The organism is Maribacter sp. (assembly GCF_049667165.1).
GTDB lineage: Bacteria > Bacteroidota > Bacteroidia > Flavobacteriales > Flavobacteriaceae > Maribacter_A.
This window is the reverse complement of sequence record NZ_JBATHS010000294.1, coordinates 1-23,378: the sequence shown is the minus strand read 5'-3', so window position 1 is coordinate 23,378 and position 23,378 is coordinate 1. Positions and strand designations below refer to the sequence as shown.

The window sequence follows — 23,378 nt, the reverse complement described above, 5'->3', positions numbered from 1 at the left end:
GGACTTCACTTCCATATACCCATTTAAAAATCGTTTTTTGGTAATCACACCCGCAGTGGTTACGGGCATAGGTTCACCTTTGTATTCTCCATACTTAGCAGCACCCATGTTACCATCCGTATAGGTTTCCTGAATAAATTCATATTCGGGTTCCCATGCGGTCCTGAGTTTTAGTTTGCCATTTTCAACACGCACATTGTGTGGTACAAATTGAGAAGGTGCCCGACCTTTCCAAATGTAATAATCCCCATTTTGCCCTTCAATGAACCATTTGGCTGGGTCAAGTACGTCCCCTTCAAATTCGTCGCTAACGGCCTCATTTAATACCCATCCGCCTTTATTGTCAGGGTCAGAGGTCGGATATAATCCTGATTTTTGGGCAGAAACACAAGAGGCCAATAAGGAAGCCAAGGTGAAAACCAAGGTATATACTTTTGTTGATGTCTTATTCATACGTATGTTTTTTACTTCGTTTTGGTTCGTAGGTCTTAGAGCTACTTTTTTTTTGGTGCCAATACCAATTGTACTTCTTCAATGGTCATGTTTTTGGTTTCCTTCAAATAGATAAAAAGTATGACGAGTCCGACGGCCACTGTACTGGCATAAAAGAGCAGCGTGGAACTTATACCTAAATTCTCCAATTGCCATGGGAAAAAGGTTTGGATCATTGAACTGGTCATACTGGTGACCAACGTAAAGAAGGGAATGGCAATACCCCGATTCGATATCGGAAAAATCTCGGAAAAAAGCACCCACATCACAGGCCCGATGGTTGACTGAAAAGCGGCAATAAAACTCAATATGCCGATGAGAATCAAAATACCGTCGATATTGGCCGCTTTTTGTAATAAGGCACTGGAATACGCTTTCGAATCCGTTGCGCCCAAGGTTTTTGAAAGGGCTTCCTTGAATTCGATATCACTTCCATAGGATTTTCCCACAAGAACGTTCAGTCGTTCCACGTCCGGTATTTCGTTCAATTCGGTGACGCTTTCTTCGGAGATGGAATAGGTTGCATTATTGAAGCCGTAAAAGCAAATGCCCAGACTGATGATAATCCAAACCATACCACCAATGATCATGGGGCGCCGGCCCAATTTATCGACCGCCAATAGTCCTAGAATGGTAAATATTACGCTGATGACACCAATCCATACGGCTTGGGCAAATGCGGCGTCGGTACCCATGCCCAATTGTTCAAAAACAGTCGGTGCATAAAAAAGGATGGCATTGATTCCCGTGGATTGCTGTGCTATGGCCAAGGTCATGGCAATTATAAAGGTGATGCGCATGGGTTTGCTAAAAATTTCTTTGAGTTGTGCCCATGTAGAATGGTCAGAGCCTCCTGCACGCATAGTTTCCTGCATTTCGGAAATCAGCCTTGTAACCTCAGTTTCCGAAACGACCTTGCGCAAGGTATTTTTCGCTTCCTCAATTCTTCCCTTAAATGCCAACCAGGCCGGACTTCTCGGGATAAGGAATAACAGACCGAACCAGACAAGGGCAAATAGAATTTCAGAACCCAGCATCCAGCGCCATGTGTTGGTGTCGATACCCAATGCACTTACCCATTCGGCTCCTGAATTTGCCAAACCTTGAATAAGATAATTCAAAAAATAGGCTGCCGATAATCCGACCACGATGTTGATTTGGATCATGGTTACTAATTTGCCCCGCCATTTCGGTGGAGCGATTTCACCAATATACATCGATGCCATTGAGATGGAACTAAAGGCTAACCCGCCTAAAAAGCGAGCCGCTACAAGGGTCCAGTAATTAGGCGCGAATGCCGAACCTAAGGCCGAAATCAAATAAACGGCTGCGGATATTTGAAGGGCTTTTTTTCGCCCAATTTTATTGACGGCATATCCCACAAATATCAAAGCCAATAAAACACCCCAGGCAGGAGCACTTACAGCGGTACCCAATTCTAATTCGGTGAGGGAAAATTCCTCGGTGATGAAGTTTATCGTACCCGAGATCAAAGCAGCATCGAGACCGAAAACAAAGCCGCCCATGGCCACAATCGTTGCGTATTTGTATGCATTCTTTTTATAGTTGGCCATGTTTTTTTTTGTTTGGTTATTCTTGGTTCTTTATCTAAAATATCAATCCCAAATGATGGGCATGAAAACGGTCATTTCCCCTTGTCCTCGATTGCTCCATGTAAAATAGGGTATCAATTGGGTATGGTAGGTTTCCATAGTAGGTTTGCTTACTTCATTGTACATGCCGGTTAGGTGATCCTTGCGAATGAGTACATCGGTCTCAATGGTGGTTATCCCACCTAAGAAACCTGGTTTATGCACGGGCTTTAATTCTTTGTTGCTCGCTATGTAAACATCGGTAATTGCAGTGCCTTTAGGTAAGTCTGGAGATTCTAAGGCATAAACAATGGGTCCCCTTTTTACGGCTACCTGGTTACGAACTTCCTCAATTCTAGGGTGCCCTTCAATGAATTTCGTCTCCATGGGCATATCCAAGGCAATGACATCATTGACAGCCCATTGACGTTTTAATCGCGCGTATTTTCCGGGAACTACATCGTTCACGTTTTGTCCGTTTACTTTCAAGGTACTTCCTTTCGCCCAAGCGGGGATTCGTAATAACATCTCGAAAGGTTCTGATTTGGCCTCTTCGATGGTGATCTCAACAACCCCATTCCAAGGATAATCACTTTCCTGTGAAAGTTTTATGGAGGTACCATCCACCAATGTGGTTGCCAACTTGTTCCCGCCATAAAGATTTACAGCAATGCCATTTTCGATTTTACTGTAGGCCCATGCAGGGGATTTCGCAACTGTTCGCACCAAGTTGGGAGGGCAGCAAAAACAGTGTAGATAGGGCTGTCTTTCCGAAAATTCAACATTCATATTATCATAATCCAACGCTCCTTCTATTTTTCGCAAGGGGTTTGAATAGTAGTAATCCTTACCCTCAATGCCGATACCTGAAAGTCCGCTATTATGCATTACCAATTCCATAACGTCTCCATGCTTGGCATCACCCGTCAATGACAACATGCGATAATTGAACATTGAATTACAGATATTCGCACAGGTTTCATTGTAGGCCGTCATATTCGGCATCATATATGCATCGATAAAACCTTCCTCGATTTTATCCAACCGCGGCGATCGACCATAGTGGGTTTGTCCTATAGCCCCAGTGACATACATCTTTTTATGGGTAACATCGTTCCAAAGTCGGTCGAGGGCATCTATCAAGGCCTTCTCCCCGGTTTCGGCATATACATCCGCAGCGCCGGCATAATAATAAAGAGCAAGTACAGCGTGACCCACAGCTTCGGTTTCTTCCCGAAGCGGAACCCTTTCCTGTACCATGTCCCCGATAGGATACCCTTCAGTGGTATCATCATCCACGATGTCGTATGATCCACGAAGGTTGATGAATTGTTCGGCCAATTCAAGGTATTTTTTATCGTTTGTGGTCCTGTACAATTCCACCAATCCCATAATTTGGGTCTGATTGAAACCAAACCGTTTTAAATGGTCCTTAATGGGCACAAAAAGGGCATAAAGGTAATTGGCATGTTTGATGGCTATATCCAGAAAATTGGTCTTGCCCGTTACCCTATGGTGAATACAGGCACTGGTCAATAAATGCCCACTGTTGTATAGCTCATGATATTTTCTATTCGAAAATGGTTTAAGGTCTTTATTGATGATTATAGGGGTGGAGAGATACCCGTTTTCCAATTGTGCCTTGCCGATGATTTCAATGATCGTATCCAGATCATTGACGATGTTCTGATCTTTGTTAACGGCATAGATATACACACTGGCTTCCATCCATTTATAAAAATCCCCATCGTGCCACCATTCACCTTGATGTTCCCCTTCTTTTAGACCTGCCGCAATTTTAAAGTTGTTCAACGCATGACCTACATCGCCTTTTAATAAATTGCCCATATAGGGGACCATCACCTTTTCCGCCTGTTTCCATTTTTCGGCCCAAAAACCATTTGTCCATTGGCAATCCCCAATGTCAATACTTTTGAATATTACGTATGGACTATTGGTGTTGTTGATGATGCCACGTGCATTGTTTTCGATCATAGTTCAGGTTTTGGTCTACATTTCATTTTTTATATTCGGTACTTTATAGTAACCATTTAATCCTAATTCTTTATGGGCCAGTAGTCGTCCATGCGTTTAATATCCTGTTCCTCATATTGCTTTTTAAGCAACCACCTTGGCCGTTCCAACGTTGCTTCCCAGGCAAAGAGTTCCTTGTACATTTCTTTATAGCGCGCAGGTTCTTTGGCTGATAGGTCATTTAACTCGGATACATCATCCGGTAGATAAAAAAGCATGGCAGGGCGATCTGGAAAACGAATCAATTTCCAATCCCCTTTTCGCATGGCTGCCCGTGCATCGCGCTTCCAAAAAAGGATTTCATGCGGTCGTTCCTTTATTGTTCCGTTGATGTATGGAACTAAGTCTACACCATCAATATCTTTCAAATTTTTGGTGTCGCCACCAGTCGCAGCAAAAAAGGTAGGTAACAGATCTAATGTACTAATGGGGTAATCGTAGGTAGTATTTGGTTTCAACTTACCTGGGTATTTCATTAGAAATGGCACTCGAATACCTCCTTCCAAATGGGTTGATTTTGTACCACTAAGCGGTAGGTTGCTCGAGGCATTTTTGTCTGACGGGCCACCATTGTCGTTGGTAAAAACCACGATGGTGTTGTCATCGATCCCCAAAGCCTTTAGTTTATCCATAACCGTTCCAATGGCCCTATCCATCGCCAAGGTCATTGCAGCCACGGTTTTACGTTCTCCTGTAAGTTCGGGAAATTGTGCCAAATCTTCTGGTTTGGCGTCCATTGGCGTATGTACGGCATTAAATGAAATAAATGCGAAAAACGGCTTATCGGCTTTGGCACTTCTATCTATAAAAGTAGCTGCCTCTTCCGCCAAAACATCGGTTAGATATCCTTTGTGTTCCTTGAAATTGCCAAACCCACGTTCCAATTTGTTTTGGGGATCTTCTGGGGTTTCGATGTATTCGAAGTAACTACGGGCACCACCACGGAATCCATAGAATTCATCAAATCCGCGTTTTGTAGGATGAAACCTATCGGCACCCCCTAAGTGCCATTTACCGTAAATGGCCGTGGTATAACCTTGTTCTTTTAGGTACTCTGCCATGGTGACTTCCTCAACCGGAAGGCCCATTTCAATGCCATCGGCCGCAGAAACGGCGCTCATAAAGCCAGGGACATTATTCTCTTCATACCCAAATCTGTATTGGGATTTCCCGGTCATGAGTCCTGCCCTAGAAGGTCCACAGGTAGGGTGGGAGACATAAGCTTGCGTGAATTTGACACTTTGTTGGGACAATTTATCCAAGTTAGGGGTTTTCATTACCGTACTCCCTTGGAAACCAAAATCGGCATACCCGGCATCGTCGGCAAAGAATAAAACAATATTCGGTTTTTTTTGAGCAATCAAAAGTTGCTGGAAAATCAGGGCAACCGTAATTAAGATGATGTTTTTCATTTTTGAATGATTTGATTTGAATGCGTCCGTCCAATAAAGCCTTAATTTATAGAAAGTTGGTGCTTGCGACATGATTTACTAACAAAAATGATAATTTATTACGTGGGAATATCTGCAAAATTTATCCCAAACAAACTCTATTTTATCCTTTCTATTAAATAATATGCGATATTGGGTTAAAAATATATGTATTTGGAGTGTGCCTATGCTGTAATTAAATTATTTTAATTTTCTATATAAGAAGATGATGGTTCTTGCTTTTTGCCAATTTTTCGGTAAATCAGTTTATTAGGATAATCCCTCTGGATTGAAATTTTTTTAAATTCAACTCTATTTAAACTGTTTTGGCATTCTTTTCTTATTTTTAATATACGAAAACGTCAAAAAGTCTTTCAGGTCGACCTATTCGGTTACCTATTTTGAAAATTTGATTGTAACGTTTTGGTTATTAAATGAATAGTGTAGAGGTTCGAATCCTGCCATCCCGACAATCTGTAGTATCAATCTATACCAATGACCTGTTAAGCGTATGATTAACAGGTTTTTGCGTTTTTAAGGATATCAAAGCAAATCATTTATTCCAGATAAAAACGTCAACAATTCGGATAATAAATTTAAAACTGCAAAAGTGTCGACCGATTTGTTAAAATGACTGAATGAGGGCGAAATAAAGGTATCTTTATAAGTGATGAAAACAATAAATACTTTTAGTTGCCATCTACGGATTTAGAAGAAGATGTAGGGGAAAGTTGAGTTTGTGTTTGTAAGGAAATAGAATTTCGATATGATATATTTCTTATTGAGATAGGCTTTGGAAGATCATATGCATTTTTTTAGTTCGGAGCATGCCGATGATTTTCCCAAAAACAGATGGCACAGGCCATATAAAGTATAACTGTAAGAAAGGTTTTTGGATTGCATCCAGATGTCAAGGATGTGCGGTGGGGAGGGCAATTTTGGTCAGACGGTTGTTATATCAACACGGTAGGGCAAAATATCAATGAAGAGATGATAGAGGCCCATTGGAAAATCCAAGGAAAGGAAAAGGAATATAGAATGGTTCTTTAAGTCCTTTGTTTGGGTTGCGCAAGATGCACGAAATTCATTTTTACGAACTAGCTGCATCTTATGATTAAAATACCTTTTGTACCAACATTAAAAGTTATCTGACAAATATAAAATCACAGATGTTCAAGATTGAATAAGATGGTAGGTAAAATGTTTAAAGACCTTAAAATAGTAGAATTAGCAAGTGTGTTGGCCGGTCCGCTTACCGGTTCTTTTTTCTCAGAATTAGGTGCTGAAGTCATAAAGATTGAAAATAAACGTACCAATGGCGATATAACCCGAACATGGAAACTTCCTTCGGAGGATAAAAATGCGACTGCTTCGGCATATTATAGTGCAGCTAATTATTCAAAACAAGTACTACTACTAGATCTAACAAATGCATCTGATTACCAAACCTTAATCGTGCACATAAAAGAAGCTGATATTGTTATTTCAAATTTTAAACCAGACTCCGCAAAAAAATTAAGATTGGATTATGACCATTTAAAAAAGTACAATGAAACAATCATATATGCAGAACTTACTGGCTTTGGAGCGGATGATTCAAGACCCGCTTTCGATGTAGTTTTACAAGCTGAAACTGGTTTTATGTATATGAATGGCGAGCCCAATGGTAATCCGGTAAAAATGCCTGTAGCCTTAATTGATATTCTTGCAAGCCATCATCTGAAAGAGGCTATTCTTTGCGCAATAATCAATAAGTTAAAAACAGGAAAAGGAAAACATATTGAAATTTCACTGTACAATAGTGCTTTGGCTTCACTAGCAAATCAAGCTACAAATTGGTTAATGGCTGGCCATATACCAGAGGCTATGGGGTCGCAGCACCCTAATATTGCTCCATACGGAGACTTATACCTAACCAAAGACAATAAATTTCTTGTATTAGCTGTAGGTACAGATAAACAATTTGAAAAACTATGTGGTCTTTTGCTGCTGCCTATTGCTGGTTTTGAAACCAACGAACAACGACTAATGCAAAGAAAGACATTAAACAGAATGATCGGTGATTGTTTTAAAACGGGAACAGCAAATTATTGGAGCGCTACGTTAAAAAGAAGTAACATACCTTATGGAGTTGTCAAAAATATGAAAGAAGTATTTCAAGATGAAAAATCTAAAAATATGCTCATAAGCGAAAATATTGAAGGATTGGAAGCTATAAAAGTAAAAACCGCTTTAGTTTAAAAATGAAACATAAAAAACACATTACTTAACATATGTGGTGGTAACATTCAACTCGTTTTTTTTGGCCATATCCATAGTTCTATAAAAAAGCCGGTTTAAGAAGTGAGGTAGAAAACCGTAGGAGTACCCAAAAACAAACGCGATAATAATTAAATATTTTTGGAATGGATAAGCACTTTAATATCATAATTGCAGGGGCTGGCGGTATTGCCGAAGCAGCTGGTCTGCTCCTTATGGAATGGAGTCCAGTGCCGCCTACCATTTTTATTGGAAACCGAACATTTTCAAAAGCACTAAAGGTGGCCAGGTGGATTGAGGAGGGTACAACCAAACCCTGTTCTATAATCGCATTTCATCTTCCTGAGAAAGGAATCACGGCAGAAATGAAAGAAATCCTGGGCCAAGGTGATATTGTCCTGGATTGTCTTCCTGGTAGCTTGGCACCAAAAATAGCCAAGCTTGCCAAAGACTTTCACCTGCACTATGCAAACCTGACCGAGTATGTCGCAGAAACCACTGAAATTATGGCATTGGCAAAGGATGCTTCAACTGGTTTCATGCTTCAAACGGGTCTCGCACCCGGCTACATCAATATCCTCGCCAACCTACTTTTCCAACAGTTCTGTAGCGATTTTGAAGTGAACACAGTGGATAAGTTGGAGTTTAAAGTAGGTGCCCTGACAGACCATGCTGTAGCCCCACATTATTATGGATTCACCTGGAGTCCTGTCGGGGTTGCTACCGAATACCTAAAAGATACCGAAGTGCTTCGGAATTTTAAAAAAACAAGACTTCCTTCATTGTCAGAAAGAGCCCTGATAATTATCAATGGCATTGCCTACGAAGAGGACCTAACTTCCGGAGGTGCAGCCGACCTGCCGGATGCCTTAGCTAAAAAGGTGGGTTTCCTCGACTACAAGACCTTGCGGTATCCTGGTCATTATGCCTGGGTAGAAGAACAACTTGTCGGTTTGGGAAATACGCTTGAAGATATCTCCACCTTACAGCACAAAATGGAAGCCTCGATTCCACACGTCGAAGACGACAAGATCATTTTGTACGCAGCTGTGGAAGGTAAGGATACAAAAGGCACTTTACACAGGCGAGAGATTGCCAAACGAATACAACCACAAACTGTGGGAAGACGTCAATTGCGCGCTATTCAAATGGCCACGGCAACACCTTTGCTTCAGTCTGCTCAACTATTGCTCGAATCACCTTATAGTGGGGTTGTACTGCAAAGCCAAATAGATCCCAAGCAATTTTTAAATGGGAATTTCATCGAACCGGTTTATGGAAAAGTGTGATATGTATTAATTAATCATTGAATTGGACTATTGATTAAAACTGGTGATTTTTTTGAGCTATTCGGATTCCCTTTTTGATACTAATGACCTAAAAGAAGAAGTCCCTACTTTTCTGGTATTGTATTTCTTTTGATACTCAAGATGCTGTTTTGACGTGGGATAATGCTCATTTTTCCCATAGGGATACGTGCCCATTCCATGGAAGGGTAGTGGCGTCACTGTCTGCCCTGTTACCGTATTCAGGTCACCGTCCTTTACCCATCCGACACTATAGATCAAAAAGTCACGTTTCCATCCGTCCTTCAGTTTTGGGAATTTATCGGCGTCAAAGCTGATCGTTGTCTCATCGCCCGCATTGGCAATGATATACATGTCATCCGCTTCTTGAAGCAATTCGGTGACATCGCCATATCGGGTATAGGTGCCCGTAAGGTCGCGCCACTTTTGACCTGTGGACACTTCGTAATAATCAACCCAATGCGGACCATATCGTCCTCCTTTTCTAAATTGATTTGAAAACCCCCTATAATGATAATCGGCCTGTTCGGGATTGTTTTTTGTGATTATAACTTCCTCCGTATTCCCAGCCTGGGCCGAGAAAATGTAATCCCAGTAAATCTCCATATTCGTGCTGATTTTCACCTTGCGGTCTGCCGATAGGAATATATCGGAGAGATCGATGATCACTGTTTTATTCTTACCACTAGGAAACCCGATATTGGGGATTACTTCTTCCCATTCCCCTTGGGCGTTGATAACGGCAAGGGAAGGTTGTTCTATCGCTAAGGCCTCAGATTGTGATAGGGCCGTATTGATACTGGCATCCGTAGGGAAAATCCAACCATTCATGAATAAATGAAGGTTCTCTGTATCCTGCACATCGCCCAAATCAAGAATCAGCTCCTTCATTTCGGTTATGCCTTGGTATTTTTCCCGTTGGAAGTTCGAAATGTATTGATTGTCCTTTTTGCGTATAAATCCGAGCAGGTCATTTCCCTTCCCATCCCATGCGGCTATTGGTGTTCGATGGTTTTTGACGGTATAGACCTTCAAGTCCGGGAAGGGCGGGGCTGAGAATTTTTCATCTACATAAATAGCGCTTTCTTTCGGATGATCCACGGCAAGCAACTTAATTTCATCGCAATAAATGGTCTCCCAAAGCTCTTCCGTTATTTGAAGCGTATAGGCACCGTTTTTATCATGAAGCATTTCTCCTGGAATTTTCAGGTATTCCTGAGATGCATCGGCAAATGCCAAGGTCTCTTTGCCTCCCATAATCCCTAAGGGCATCCCTAGGGCACTGCGCCACATCATATCTTTCACAAAAACATATTCGGTGCCATTCCAAGTATATAAAAAAGGACAACTTCCCTTGAGTTCCTGTGCTTCGATCAAATCTTCATCGCTCCCTGGGCTAAAAATATTCTGAGGCACCCCATTGGTCCAAAGAATGCGCACAACATCAGCCTTTGTTCGGTCACCCATGCCAAAATGAATATCTGGGGAGGTCACCACCTGCATCTGATATAAGTCACCGGCCCTTACCTCAATTTTGGCGCCTATCCCAAAGTGATTGTTCTTGGCGCTCCCTGCCTTTAATCCTACCAATTTCATTTGCAGAAAATGATTGCCATTACCACCATCATTTCTTAAAAGTCTTAATTTTCCGTCAAGGGCCACCATATACAAATCCAAATCCCCATCAGAATTATAATCCCCGAGTGCGACTTCCTTTGCCGTTACAAAACCTTTTGCCAATACATCGCTTTTATTCGTAAAATAGCCGCGTCCATTGTTATGCATCAAGTAAATACCTCGCTGCCCCGGCGTTATGGGCTCACCGACAACCAATACATCAAGATGTCCATCATTGTCAAAGTCCAAAAAGGTTACGTCGGTGATCTTCTTCAATTGTAGGGTACTAAAGGCCTTGGCGGAGGCTTTGTCTTCTGTAAATGACCCATTGTTCTTGTTTTTGAAAAGCTTGGGGTCTGAGTCATCCAATGGGGCAATGAGAATATCAAGAAACCCATCATTGTTATAATCCCCAACGGCAGAAGCCCCTGAACTCGATAGGGCGTTAATACCCGCTTCGGTGGTGACGTCACTGAATCTTCCTCGTCTCAAGTTGGAATACAATATGTTATTACCGTCTTCCCGCGTCACAAACAAATCGATGTCCCCATCATCATCAAAATCCCCTAAATCGGCATCCCTACTTACAGCACTATTTTCCCCAAAACCCATCTCGGCAGTTACATCTTTAAAAGTCCCGTTTCCATTATTTCTATACACCAGATCACTTTTCCCTCCGAGGAACAAATCCAAATCCCCATCATGATCAAAATCCAAATATAGACCTGTTGTGGCGCTGATCTCATTATGGGCTGCAATCGCAGTACGGCTAACATCCTTGAATTTTCCCTCACTCACATTCTTGAAAAGTTGTAGCCCTTTTTCTTTTAAAACCAATATATCAAGGTGTCCATCATTATCGAAATCGGCCAACGTAGAAAACTGCACCTTCCCATCAATTACAATATCGGTAGCGTTGATAATATTCTCATAGCTCCCAAATTCATTCTTAAAGAGGTAGTGTGTTCCATTGGAGGAATAAAAGACATCGGTATCCCCATCACTATCAATATCGCCAACGGCCACATTGGCGTATTTCGGGTCTTGGGAGGTTGTCTCCAAAAAGGCAGAAGCGGTCACATCTTGAAACCGAATGGACTCTAAAATGGACCCATCGGTATTCATGGCTGCAGCCGTTGATTTACTGAAACTCAGTACTGGGTGGCCAACATTGATTCCTGAGTTGCCTTTTAACTCCTTGATTCCCTGTTGATAGCCACTGGTGAGTTTTAAAAAATTATGAAACACCAAAAAAGTGGTCAAACTTTCCTTTACGTTATTACTGTGCAATTGTTCTAGGGTCAGATCATAATATTCCTTGGCCTCTACGGGAAAATCAGGGAATATCTGTGCGATCTCTTCAAGCTGTTTAAGGGCACCATCTTGATCTTCCTTTTTCAATAAAAGCTCGGTGAGGTATAATTTCGAGACGATGTTGGTCGGGGAGGCCTTGACAATTTTGTTCAAATACCGCTCCCATTCCTTCATGGAGTTTTTATCTGATGACCCGCTGTAGGTTTGTGCTAAACTGTACAACGATTGGATATGGTCTGGTGAGATCGCTATGGATTCCTTGAGCTCTTCCACCGACTTTTCGTTTTCAGAGGTCATTTCATAAACCTTTGATAGATTCAAACGAATATCGGGATCATCGGGCGCTAATTCCTTTGCTTTTAGCAGTTGGGTTTCTGCGTCTTGGTATTTTCCCATGCGTAAGTACACAATTCCCAAGTTGGTGTATCCGATGGGTTCCTCAGGAGCCATTTCGATCAATATTTTAAATTGAACCGCAGCTTCTTCGAGTTTGTTTTCTTCGAGATAGGCCAATCCCAATGCCCGGGCACTAAGTTTTTTATTGTTCTTTATTTGGTCATCATCCGTTCCAATAACTTCCTCTTGTTCCTCGGAAGTGGAAGGTTCTTTAGTAGTGTTGTTTCTACAATTTAAACTCAATACCACCATAAGGGATACTATGAGGTAACGAAGCTTTGAATTCATATCGTACATTTAAAATAAGGATGTTTCCAACTTTGGGACATTGATTGATAATGCTATTCTATCTGGTCAAGAGTGCATTAATTGCGCTCAACCTTTATTATCTGAACCCTATCATCATTACACCCTATCATGATATGTGGCTCACCTTTGATCTTTATTTCTTGCATGACTTTTACATTATAAGGGGCGAAAAAACCACTACTATTTTTTGGTATTGCCTCAAATTCACCTTTTCCATCACCAAGCATCAACAACCCTTTTCCCGCATCGTTCCGTGCTGTTTCTATTTCCGCATTATAAAGGTTGCCTGCGATTAGGATATCCAAATTACCATCGGTATTATAGTCATTGATCAGAATATCGTTGATCGAAGAGAATTGTGCCTTCATTGGTAGACGGTGCATGCTGAATTTTCCATTTCCCAGGTTTTCAATGTACGCACTTGCAAAGGTCTTTGCCTCATAATGCAAGGCACGCTCCAAACTTCTTTTTCCATAGACCTCAAAGACGTCGGCAGCAGCAAAAAGTTCATATTTTTTGAATTTTTCCTTAATGGCCGGTACTTGGGATGAAGAGCATGAATAACCCCTTAGGGGATATTTGGTACCAAAATTATAGTAAGAGAGTACGACATCCTTCGCTCCATTATTGTCGAAATCAGCATAATATACTTCAAAGGGTTCGTTCTCGGTAGCTTTGTATTTATAGTTCAAACCGAGGTTTCCTACTATAAAATCTTGATCTCCATCATGGTCCATGTCCCTTGATTCGATACTGAACCACCATCCTGTACTATTTTCCAAGTCAGAACCCTGTGTGGCGTTTATAAATTGTCCGTTGTCATATTTCAGCAGTACGACCTGCATCCATTCCCCTACCAAAACAAGGTCTTTTTTTCCATCCCCGTCAAAATCGGTCCAGCTGGCATCATTGACCATTCCAATCTCAATGAGATCTTTTGCCATAGTATTCGTGACATCCCTGAATTTTCCATTCTCATTCAATAATATCGCACTTGAAGCGGGTTCAGGATACGACCATGGTATCTGCCTTGCCGCAACAAAAAGGTCTAAATCCCCGTCACCATCAAGATCGTGGGGATATACTTTTGAACCGCTTGAATAGAGGTCTGGGAGGGCTTGGTCGGCATGACTGAAAATCCCTGTGCCATTATTTAGATAGAGTCTGTCTTTATATTCCACGGCATCTTTCATAAATTCATTGCCACCGCTCACCACATATAAATCCAAATCGTTGTCGCCATCAGCATCAAATAAGACCGCACCGACATCTTCACTTCGTTTGTCATCGACAATGCTTGGGGAGGCTAGCGGTACAAAACTTCCCGATTCATTTTGGATAAAAATCCTGCCTTCTTCCCTTGCGGCGCCTCCTATATAGAAATCATCCAAACCATCGCCGTTTACATCGCCTACGGCAAGGGCAGGCCCCATGGTCGACATTTTGTGCGGTAGAAGTTCCTGCTTTGCATAATCATCAAATTGATTTTCCCTATGCCTGACATTCAACCCTATTTCTTCGGTGGCATTTGTAAAATAGGGCAGATGCCCTTCCGTTGAACTTGGTTCGTCAATAGCTTTTGATTTGCTGTAATTAACTTCAACGGTCTGACCGGCCTTTACGTTTTTTAGGATATTCTTATTTCCATCTGGCCATATGACCGTTATCGCATCTGCCTTGGTTTTGTCATACAGTCCAAAATGGGCAATCTGCTCGCTGGTCGAGTACATACCACGCACACTGGTAATTTCGAACATTTGCTTTTGTCCATCGGTTTCGACCCAAATTCTTGTACCAAGTACTGCAACCCCAGCTTTATCTGCGATTGGTTTTATGCGTATATAATTGGAATTTGACCTATGTTCGGCATTATTTCTATAAATAAAGGCAACATCATTAACATTGTTTATTACCAAATCAAGATCACCATCGTTATCCAAATCTGCATAAGCCGATCCATTCGAAAAGGTTTTTTCGTCCAATCCCCAATCTTTTGTTTTCTTTTCGAAGGTTAGGTCCTTGTTATTTTTATAGGCATAATTCGATAGTTTCACGGATGGGTTTATATCCATTGTTTTTTTAATATCGACAATATCCCAAACGGTGATATCCTCGATTGTGGGATTTTCCTGAATATATTTAAAAACACTGGCTTCAATATGCTTGGAAAAAGCACGGGCCGCATCGGTATTGCGAATATCGTATAATAAGCCATTTGTAATAAAGACATCTTTCCACCCATCATTGTCGAAATCCGCGATTAAATTAGACCAGCTCCAATCGGTAGAAGGCATATTGGTAAGTTGGGCAATATCACTGAATTGTGCATCGCCGTTATTATAGTGAAAGGCGTTGAACATGTATTGATAGTGTCCGCCGTCATTCACCACTTTCCAGAAGGTCTTAGGATTCATACCACTCATATGTGACTTCAACCGAAAATTATCCTCGGCAACCATATCGAGGACCATCACATCCAAATTACCATCATTATCGATATCCCCGGCATCAACGCCCATACTGCTGAAAGATATATGACCGACTAGTTCGTCCACTTTATCGGTAAAGGTTCCATCCCCATTATTTATATAAATATAATCCTTAACCCAGAAATCATTGGCTACATATAGATCGGTCCACCCATCATTGTTCAAATCGCTGGCAGTAACGCTATTTGGAAATCCCGTTTTAAACAGTCCGGTTTTTTTTGAAACATCTACAAATTCAGTCCCTCGATTTTCGTAAAAAACGGTCCCATATTTTTCAAGCGAGAGGTCGGTACCTTTAAAATCGGAATAATCGCCGGTATTCGGTGGTTGATTCAAAAGAAATAAGTCAAGGTCGCCATCTTTATCATAATCCAGGTATGTAGCATGTCTAGTACGTGCACTGTTATCGACGCCCCAAGCTTTCGATTTTTCGGAAAAGGTATTGTCGCCATTATTGATATACAGTTTGTTCCGTCTGATTTCGGGTTGATGATCGTACAACTCACGTGTTACATAAATATCCTGGAACCCATCATTATTGACATCGCCCAACAACACCCCGGAAGACCAACCCCCATTATCCTCGATTCCGGCCATGTCGGTAATATCCTCAAAGACCATATTTCCCTTGTTCAGATACAGTCTATCAGGAACCTGGTTCCCGGCAAAAAACAAATCCAATAGCCCATCATTGTTGATATCTCCGACACCGACACCTGCTCCCCCATAAAAATTGGAGTATATTAGGATATTGTGCTCACGGGTATCCTTTACTTCATTATTAAAATGAATATTGGTCTGTGCAGGATCTAATTTCGTAAATAACTTGTCCGCAGTTTGTGCATATGCATTTTCAAAAAAAAGCATTGCCAAAACCCAAATACTTAATCCAATCAAAACTCTCATTCGCATTTTAAAAGCTATTTTATACATGAATTTTCGGGATTAAAGTTAGCTAATTTTAGTCCATTTATGCAATTCTAAAATTTCCTGAAAATCTATGGACCGCTTTAAAGGGCCACAATGATTTACAGACAGGCTAGGATACAAATACCTTGGTCCGAAAGAAATTGTAAGGAAGACGATTCTATAAACATTTTACGTCGGGGTAAAGTAATTTCAATAAAAATTTTGTTTTGTTTTATAAAATATTGTATTTTCGATACCATAACTAAAGCGGTTTAGTCAATTTGAAGAAGATTTTTTTAAAAGATATTGCAGAAGAGTTGAACCTGTCGAAGACAGCGGTTTCCCTAGTGTTGAACAATCGGGGCGATGAGAACAAGATAAGTCAGGACACTCAAAAAAGAATCTTGGATTTTGCCCAAAAGAATAATTATCGACCCAACCAAATGGCGAGGGGCTTGAGTTTGGGCAAAAGTGAGACCATTGGATTGATCGTGCCAAATATCTCGGATATTTTTTATGCTCGAATTGCACATCATATTGAACGCAAAGCGAAGGAATTTGGATACAACGTTGTTTTTAGTAGTTCAAATGAAAATCCAACGCTAGAAAAGGAATTGATTTACTCGATGTTGAACCGACAGGTCGATGGACTGATCATTGCTTCCACACAAAAAAACAAGGAAGAAATCTTAAAGTTGAAAGAGGCTGATTTCCCATTTGTATTAATAGACAGACATTATCCGGATATTAAGACCAACTATGTTATTGTGGATAATTTTGGAGGTGCGCAAAATATGACCCAACATTTGTTGAAAAACGGAAGAACAAAAATAGGATTGATCAGCATAAAAAGCGAATTGGACGCCATGCAACAAAGGCGTTTGGGCTATGAAACAGCCCTTATCGCAGGGGGTCTCAAAATCGATGACCAAATAATAAAGGAATTAGATCCCTTTGAATACCAATCTACCATGAAAGGAGCGATCAAAGATATGGTCAAGGGGCCAAAGGGTGTCGACGCCATTGTGTTCACCACGCATTACCTGGCCGCTTCTGGGCTAAGGGAACTTAGATCGTTGCACATAAAGGTACCTAACGAAGTTGCGATGATCAGCTTTGACGAGCTCGGAGCGTTCGATCTGGTAGAGCCACCGATTACCGCTAGTAAGCAACCTGTTGATGAAATCGGGAACTTGGCGGTTGGGATTTTGGTCAATGATATTGAAAAGAAAGATTTAAAAATAGAACATCAGCGTATTTTGAAGACCCAATTCTTGGTGCGAAAATCTTGTGGTGTGTAAATCAAAAAGAATTCCGCGAGGCCCTGCCTCGTGGTTTCCGTTGAACTTGTCATTCCCGTGAAAGCGGGAATCTAATATAAAACTAAACCGATTTAGTAAAAAGTAATTCAATGAAAAATCAAAGTAATTATCTCGCTCTTTCAATAGGTTGTAGTATTTGTTTATTGTTCCTTGCTTTAAACGCTGCCTATGCGCATTGGGATGAGCCAATGCCCAATTGGGCAACACCTGCTCCGTTTCACCAAGGTCCTGGGAACGGACATATCCAGGAGCTGAATGTGAATTACCGTTTATACAGCATTGGTAAAAATGACATCGAAGGCTACAAAGAAATGCTTTCGGGGTCTGAATTTTTCTTATACCCATCGGTCAGGGAAGACATTAACGTGTCGATGATTGCTAGGGCCACTACGGGTGAAATGGGGTTTGAGTTTCTTACAGGGGAAGTGCCCGAAAATTATGCATCGGAGAGCGTGACCTTTTTTATGTTAAGCGATATAGACCTTAACTTGAGGGAGTCTTTCGATATACAGGTGAATGACAAACCGCTGCTTACCTTCAATTCAAATGAAGATGGCAGCCTTTCGATTACCGATAACCCAAGTAAGGGTAATGCCGAATATATTTTGGTGCGAAGAGACGCCAACGGGGATGGAATAGGGGTATTTCGCCTAACGGTTCCTTCTTCTTACCTAGAAAAAGGAAAATCTGCCAAAGTGGGTATCACGGGCCATAAAAAGAATTCCAATTGTTGGCTCATGATCTTTAAGGCCACGGATGTGGTCGAGCGCATCAAAAAATCGGTTTCAGATGAAGCCGCCTTTGAGATCAAAGAGAAAAACGGCGTATTATATGTCGATGCCCCAACCCATTTTGATGGAAAACAGGTCTATGCTATTAGCGATGGCAAAAAAAGTGCGCCTAAGGTTTTTAAGGCACAAGGAGAGTTGTCAAAGGTTTCATTCAATATTTCCCCTCCCAAAAATAGTTTCTCTATTGTTTATGATGGGAAAGAAATCGCACTTGAATTTGAGAAAGGTGATGGTACCCTTCTCATGACTGATATTGAAGGTAAATATCTCTATCATCACAAAACAAGTTATCAGAACGGATGGTTGGCATCTTTGGCCAAACTATACAAGCCCGAGTTTTATGAGACCTATGATGACTTTTTTGACAGGAAATATGAAAACGGATTGGTTTCCATCATGAATTCCAGCCATCAGGATATTGCCTGGGTAGACCGGCCTGAGGTATGCATTATTCTTAGGGATACGCTCTTGTTGAAACCTGTCCTCAAAGATGCCTTTATTCGCGATGATTACGGTTTTGATATCGAAGACGGATTGATGTTGTGGGAATACTTGGGGAGACATCCGGAAGCCAAAGAACAGCTGACCACCCTATTGAACAAAAAGTTGATTTCCGTGGGTGCTACCTATAACTGCCCTTATGAAGATATGTATGATTCCGAAGACCAGGTACGCCAATTGTACTTAGGTAAAAAATGGGTGAAAAAGACCTTCGGAGGGTATGATGCCAAGGTATATTGGAATGTGGACGTGCCTGGAAAATCATTGCAAACCCCGCAAATCCTTAAAAAAGCGGGTGTCGATTATATGGTAATCAGCAGACATGCCAAAGGAATGTTCCATTGGAAAAGTCCGGATGGCAGTTCGGTTTTCACCTACTCCCCAGGGCACTATGGTAACGATTTAATGTATCTGTCCCGAGACCTGAACGGTAAAATGAAATACGGTGCCGAGCAGGTATTGTATTGGGAAAATAACTTTAAGGGGAGTGAAATACAAACGCCCTTATTATCAAGTCAGGATATGCTTCCCGCCATCGATTATTCTGATTTTATAGAAGCTTGGAATTCTTTCGATACCCTAAAGGATGAAAAGGGAGATAAAAAAGAGGTATTTCTTCCGAATATGGAGCTGATGACGGTGGATGAATTTATGCCTTTGGCAGAAAAAAAGGCGACCCAAATAGATACCATTATGGGCGAACGCCCCAATGTATGGGTCTACATTCATGGTCCCGGCCATCATGTTGCATTGACGGCCAGTCGGGAGGCTTCAAAACTGCTTCCGGCCGCTGAGAAGTTCCTTTCCATAGCCAATATCATCGACCCCAAGAAAATGCAGTATCCGTTTGCTGAATTCGATGAAGCTTGGCGGGCTAAAATTTATCCCGACCATGGCTGGGGAGGTCACGATGGCGATATTACCGATAACCTGTTCAAAGAAAACTTGGTGAAATCAAGGACAATGGGGCAGCACCTATTGAACCAAGGTATTGATTTTATTTCCCGCAGGATCAAGAAGAACGAAAAGCTGGGTATTCCCATAGTCTTGTTCAACAGTCTTTCATGGGAACGAACAGATCCTGTTACCACCACCATGGACTTTGCGAAGGGAGCTTTTAAAAACATAGCCGTTATTAGTCCTGATAAGAAAAAAGTGGCCGTACAAACCAGCAATGAATCCTATTACGAAGACGGAAGCCTTAAAAGTGCCGCGCTTACTTTTATAGCAGAAAACATTCCCTCTATAGGCTATGCTACCTACTACGTTACAAACGATAAAAGTACTTCTTTAATGAAGGCGAAAACCGCAACTACTTCTCTCTATGAAAATCCTTTTTATAGAGTGGACTTCGAAAAAGGGGGAATTGCCCAGGTGTACGATAAGGAGTTTAAAAAAGAACTCTTTTCGACCGATAATTTCAAGGCAGGCGATGTTTTTACCCTACAATCCATAGGAAACGGGGCAGGTGAATTTGGAGACGTGCAACAACCGGACATGGTAGATTTTGACAAGGTGAGCCTGCACAATCCACAATGGTCGATTTTGGAAGATGGCCCGGTCTATACGAAGTACAGTTTGGAACAACCCATTTTGCATGCGATTGTGCGACAAGAGGTGACCCTATACCATGATTTAAAACGGATTTATTTCGATACCAGTCTTCGCAATTGGTCTGGGGAATTGTACCGGGAGTTCAGAACTGCCTTTCCGGTAAATATGGATAACGCTGAGATTGCCCATGAAGTTCCTTTCGGCAGCGTTCGGGTCGGTAAAGACGAAATCAAGACTGCCGGCGAACGCTATACCCCGCTTTGTAAGGATGTTCACCCCAGGGCCATCTTGGATTGGATTTCGGCTACGGATGATGAAATTTCAATAACCCTTAGTTCCTCGGTTGCCGCTGCGGATTGGATCGACCCTACTGAACATAGTTCCGGTAAAGCTGTTTTACAGAATTTACTACTGGCCAGCAGAACCTCTTGCCATTGGGAAGGAAACGAATATTCCCAGGCAGGGAATCATGATTTTCATAATATTCTGACATCCAATAAAGCAGGAAGTATTCAAGGACAAAAGATCGCCAAGCAAAAAAATGACCCTTTGTATGTGGTTACTTACCCAGATACTTCAACAAATGCGTTCTTACCAGAATCGCTGAGCTTCTTTACCATTGATACTGAAAATGTTTTTATAACGGCTATAAAAAAAGCGGAGGATACCGAAGATATCATCGCAAGAATGTACAATGTAAAGGATAGTGAGGAGAAGGTGAACGTTTCCTCTTATTTCAATATTGCCTCATACAAGCAAACCAATATTATAGAAGAAGACCCAAAATCCATAGCTCCTGAATTAAAAGTGGGTAAGTATGCCATTGAAACTTTTAGCTTGGAGGTGGATAAATAATGTAGTGAACCGGACTTGATAAACAATAAATACTTCTGAATGAAGACACTTTGGAAAAATGACAACGAACTATACGAAATAGCTAAAAAGGAACTTTTTGTAGCACTTGTAGGGGATGTTTTGGATAAAATGGGGTACCTACACCAGTTTCTTCCCCCAAACATTAAACCCTTGAACGATGATTTCGTGGTCATCGGAAGGGCAATGCCCGTTCTTGAGGCCGACGTCTTTGATGAAATTACCGAGAATTCCCATAACCCGTTAATGAAAAAGCCGTTCGGAATCATGTTCGAGGCTTTGGACAGTTTAAAAGAAGGCGAAGTTTACATCTGTTCAGGGTCATCACCAAGATATGCCCTTTGGGGAGGATTGATGAGTACTCGCGCGATGAAATTAGGAGCGGCAGGAGCCGTGGTAAATGGGTATTCAAGGGATACCAAAGAGATTTTACATCTTGACTACCCTACTTTTTCATTTGGTGGGTATGCCCAAGACCAAGGGCCTAGAGGAAAAGTAATCGATTATAGGGTTCCTATAGAGATCGATGGTATTCGCATCAACCCAGGGGATATGGTCTACGGCGATCTGGATGGGGTGTTGATTGTGCCCAAAGCGGCTGTTAATGAGGCTTTCGCAGGGGCTATTGAGAAAGCCCGTGGAGAGCAATTGGTGAAAAAGGCACTGCAGGAAGGTATGAGTACGGTAGATGCGTTCAATAAATTCGGGATCATGTAACACGTTTAGTATAGACAAACCATCCAACCAAAAAAAACCTATGGGTTCTAAAAAAGCGAATTATTTATTGGGTATTAGTTTTGTTTCCACGATCGGAGGTTTTCTCTTTGGGTACGATACGGCCATTATTTCAGGTTGTAATTCTTTTTTGGAGCAGCATTTTCAATTGTCGGCGGCCGAGTTGGGCTGGGTCGTCTCATCGGCCTTATTGGGAACCATTTTCGGCTGTATTATTGCAGGGATGATTACAGACAGTTTAGGCCGGAAAAAAGCCCTTATCCTAGCGGCTATCTGTCTCACATTATCGGCTATGGGTTCAATGCTTCCACCCCAGTTTTTAGGAGATTTGGATAATGCACACTGGTTTACCGCCGATGTTGACATGGCCTTTAATTTATTGATAGTCGTACGAATAATCGGTGGCATCGGTGTAGGGATTACTTCGGTGGTGGCACCTATCTATATATCGGAGCTTTCATTGCCCCAAAGCAGGGGCAAAATGGTATCGTTGTACCAACTCTCCATCACCCTGGGTATTCTATTGGCGTTTCTCATCGATTGGGTCGTATTGAACCAAGCAGGGGATAGGGCAGGGGTTATTTCTGGTGAATCTACCGGATTTTGGAATTGGTTGTTCGTGGAAGAACTCTGGAGGGGCATGTTCGCTACGGAAATACCTATTGCGCTCTTATTCTTTTTATTGCTTCTAGTCGTACCGGAAACACCGCGTTGGCTGATTTCCAAAAATCGGCATGAGGAAGCCATGGGGATTATGGCGAAGATAAATGGCTTGGAATACGCAAACTCTGAAATGGAGGAAATAAAGAAAATGACAAAGCTCGAAACAGGGGGTATTAAGGAATTGTTACAACCCTTTTTGCGTATTCCCCTGTTGATCGGTGTTTTACTACCTATGTTCGCACATCTAAGCGGCATAGCGGCAATCATGTATTTCGCCCCCAACATTATCAATGAATCGGTTAAAAGCGTTGAAAGTGCCTTTTTGGGGGCCGTTTTGGTTGGGGTTGTCAATAGCGCATTTACCTTTGTGGCCATTTTGAACATTGAAAAATTTGGCCGTAGAAAACTGCTGTTGATCGGTGTGACCGGGGCATTCCTATCCTTAACGGGTGTAGGGGTATTAGTCGCCATGGGCTCCCAATATGTCATTATTCCCTTGCTGCTATACGTGGCAAGTTTTGCCTTTTCCTTTGGTCCCATTGTATGGGTCGTTATCAGTGAGATCTTCCAAACACGGGTACGTGGATTGGCAGTGGCTATCGGAAGTTTTTCACTTATGGTCACAGGTTTTTTCATTACGCTGACCAATCCTATCCTTATTGAAAATATTATGCCTTCGGGCACCTTTTTTCTATATGCCGTAATGACGCTTCCGGCCATTTGGTTCATCTGGAAGTTCGTCCCGGAGACCAAAGGAAAAACATTGGAGCAAATCGAAAAATATTGGCGGG

Annotated in this window: 12 protein-coding genes and 1 pseudogene; 7 read left to right on the top strand and 6 right to left on the bottom strand. The window is 41.7% G+C overall.

Annotated elements, in window-relative coordinates; genetic code table 11:
• The 4 genes and pseudogenes from WBM98_RS14050 to WBM98_RS14035 all read right to left on the bottom strand — a co-directional run.
• Nucleotides 1-453: pseudogene (locus tag WBM98_RS14050) on the bottom strand (glycoside hydrolase); the annotation flags it as partial.
• Nucleotides 454-494: 41 nt separating this feature from the next.
• Nucleotides 495-2,066 (bottom strand): MFS transporter, encoded by a 1,572-nt coding sequence (locus tag WBM98_RS14045; protein ID WP_424366654.1) that lies wholly within the window; start codon nt 2,064-2,066, stop codon nt 495-497.
• A 42-nt stretch (nt 2,067-2,108) separates the two neighbouring features.
• Entirely contained in the window at nt 2,109-4,079 is a 1,971-nt protein-coding gene (locus WBM98_RS14040) for a glycoside hydrolase family 127 protein (protein ID WP_424366653.1), read from the bottom strand.
• Nucleotides 4,080-4,141: 62 nt separating this feature from the next.
• Nucleotides 4,142-5,530 (bottom strand): sulfatase, encoded by a 1,389-nt coding sequence (locus WBM98_RS14035; RefSeq protein ID WP_424366652.1) that lies wholly within the window; start codon nt 5,528-5,530, stop codon nt 4,142-4,144.
• Between the two features lie 915 nt (nt 5,531-6,445).
• On the opposite strand from WBM98_RS14035, the gene WBM98_RS14030 reads away from it, so the two are divergent.
• The 3 genes from WBM98_RS14030 (at nt 6,446) to WBM98_RS14020 (ending at nt 9,096) form a co-directional block, all read left to right on the top strand.
• Nucleotides 6,446-6,598 carry a hypothetical protein gene (locus WBM98_RS14030; protein WP_424366651.1) on the top strand — a complete coding sequence of 51 codons (153 nt, stop codon included), beginning with the start codon at nt 6,446-6,448 and terminating at the stop codon, nt 6,596-6,598.
• A gap of 150 nt (nt 6,599-6,748) precedes the next feature.
• Complete coding sequence (locus tag WBM98_RS14025; protein ID WP_424366650.1) at nt 6,749-7,789, top strand: CaiB/BaiF CoA transferase family protein; 1,041 nt, start codon at nt 6,749-6,751, stop codon at nt 7,787-7,789.
• Nucleotides 7,790-7,953: 164 nt separating this feature from the next.
• On the top strand, nt 7,954-9,096 hold the full coding sequence (locus WBM98_RS14020) for a saccharopine dehydrogenase family protein (RefSeq protein WP_424366649.1): 1,143 nt from the start codon (nt 7,954-7,956) through the stop codon (nt 9,094-9,096).
• 57 nt (nt 9,097-9,153) lie between these two features.
• Here WBM98_RS14020 and WBM98_RS14015 read toward each other — a convergent pair whose 3' ends face one another.
• A complete protein-coding gene (locus WBM98_RS14015) occupies nt 9,154-12,729 on the bottom strand; it encodes an FG-GAP-like repeat-containing protein (protein WP_424366648.1) in 3,576 nt (1,191 codons plus the stop codon).
• 77 nt (nt 12,730-12,806) lie between these two features.
• Nucleotides 12,807-16,145 (bottom strand): VCBS repeat-containing protein, encoded by a 3,339-nt coding sequence (locus tag WBM98_RS14010; RefSeq protein ID WP_424366647.1) that lies wholly within the window; start codon nt 16,143-16,145, stop codon nt 12,807-12,809.
• Between the two features lie 284 nt (nt 16,146-16,429).
• Between WBM98_RS14010 and WBM98_RS14005 the strand changes: the two genes are divergently transcribed.
• From WBM98_RS14005 to WBM98_RS13990, 4 genes are all read left to right on the top strand, one after another.
• Complete coding sequence (locus WBM98_RS14005; RefSeq protein WP_424366646.1) at nt 16,430-17,449, top strand: LacI family DNA-binding transcriptional regulator; 1,020 nt, start codon at nt 16,430-16,432, stop codon at nt 17,447-17,449.
• A gap of 110 nt (nt 17,450-17,559) precedes the next feature.
• A complete protein-coding gene (locus tag WBM98_RS14000) occupies nt 17,560-21,171 on the top strand; it encodes a glycosyl hydrolase-related protein (protein WP_424366645.1) in 3,612 nt (1,203 codons plus the stop codon).
• A gap of 39 nt (nt 21,172-21,210) precedes the next feature.
• Nucleotides 21,211-21,906: an RraA family protein gene (locus WBM98_RS13995; RefSeq protein WP_424366644.1), complete on the top strand. Its 696-nt coding sequence runs from the start codon at nt 21,211-21,213 to the stop codon at nt 21,904-21,906.
• A 40-nt stretch (nt 21,907-21,946) separates the two neighbouring features.
• The coding region (locus WBM98_RS13990) for a sugar porter family MFS transporter (protein ID WP_424366643.1) at nt 21,947-23,378 on the top strand (1,432 nt) is incomplete at its 3' end.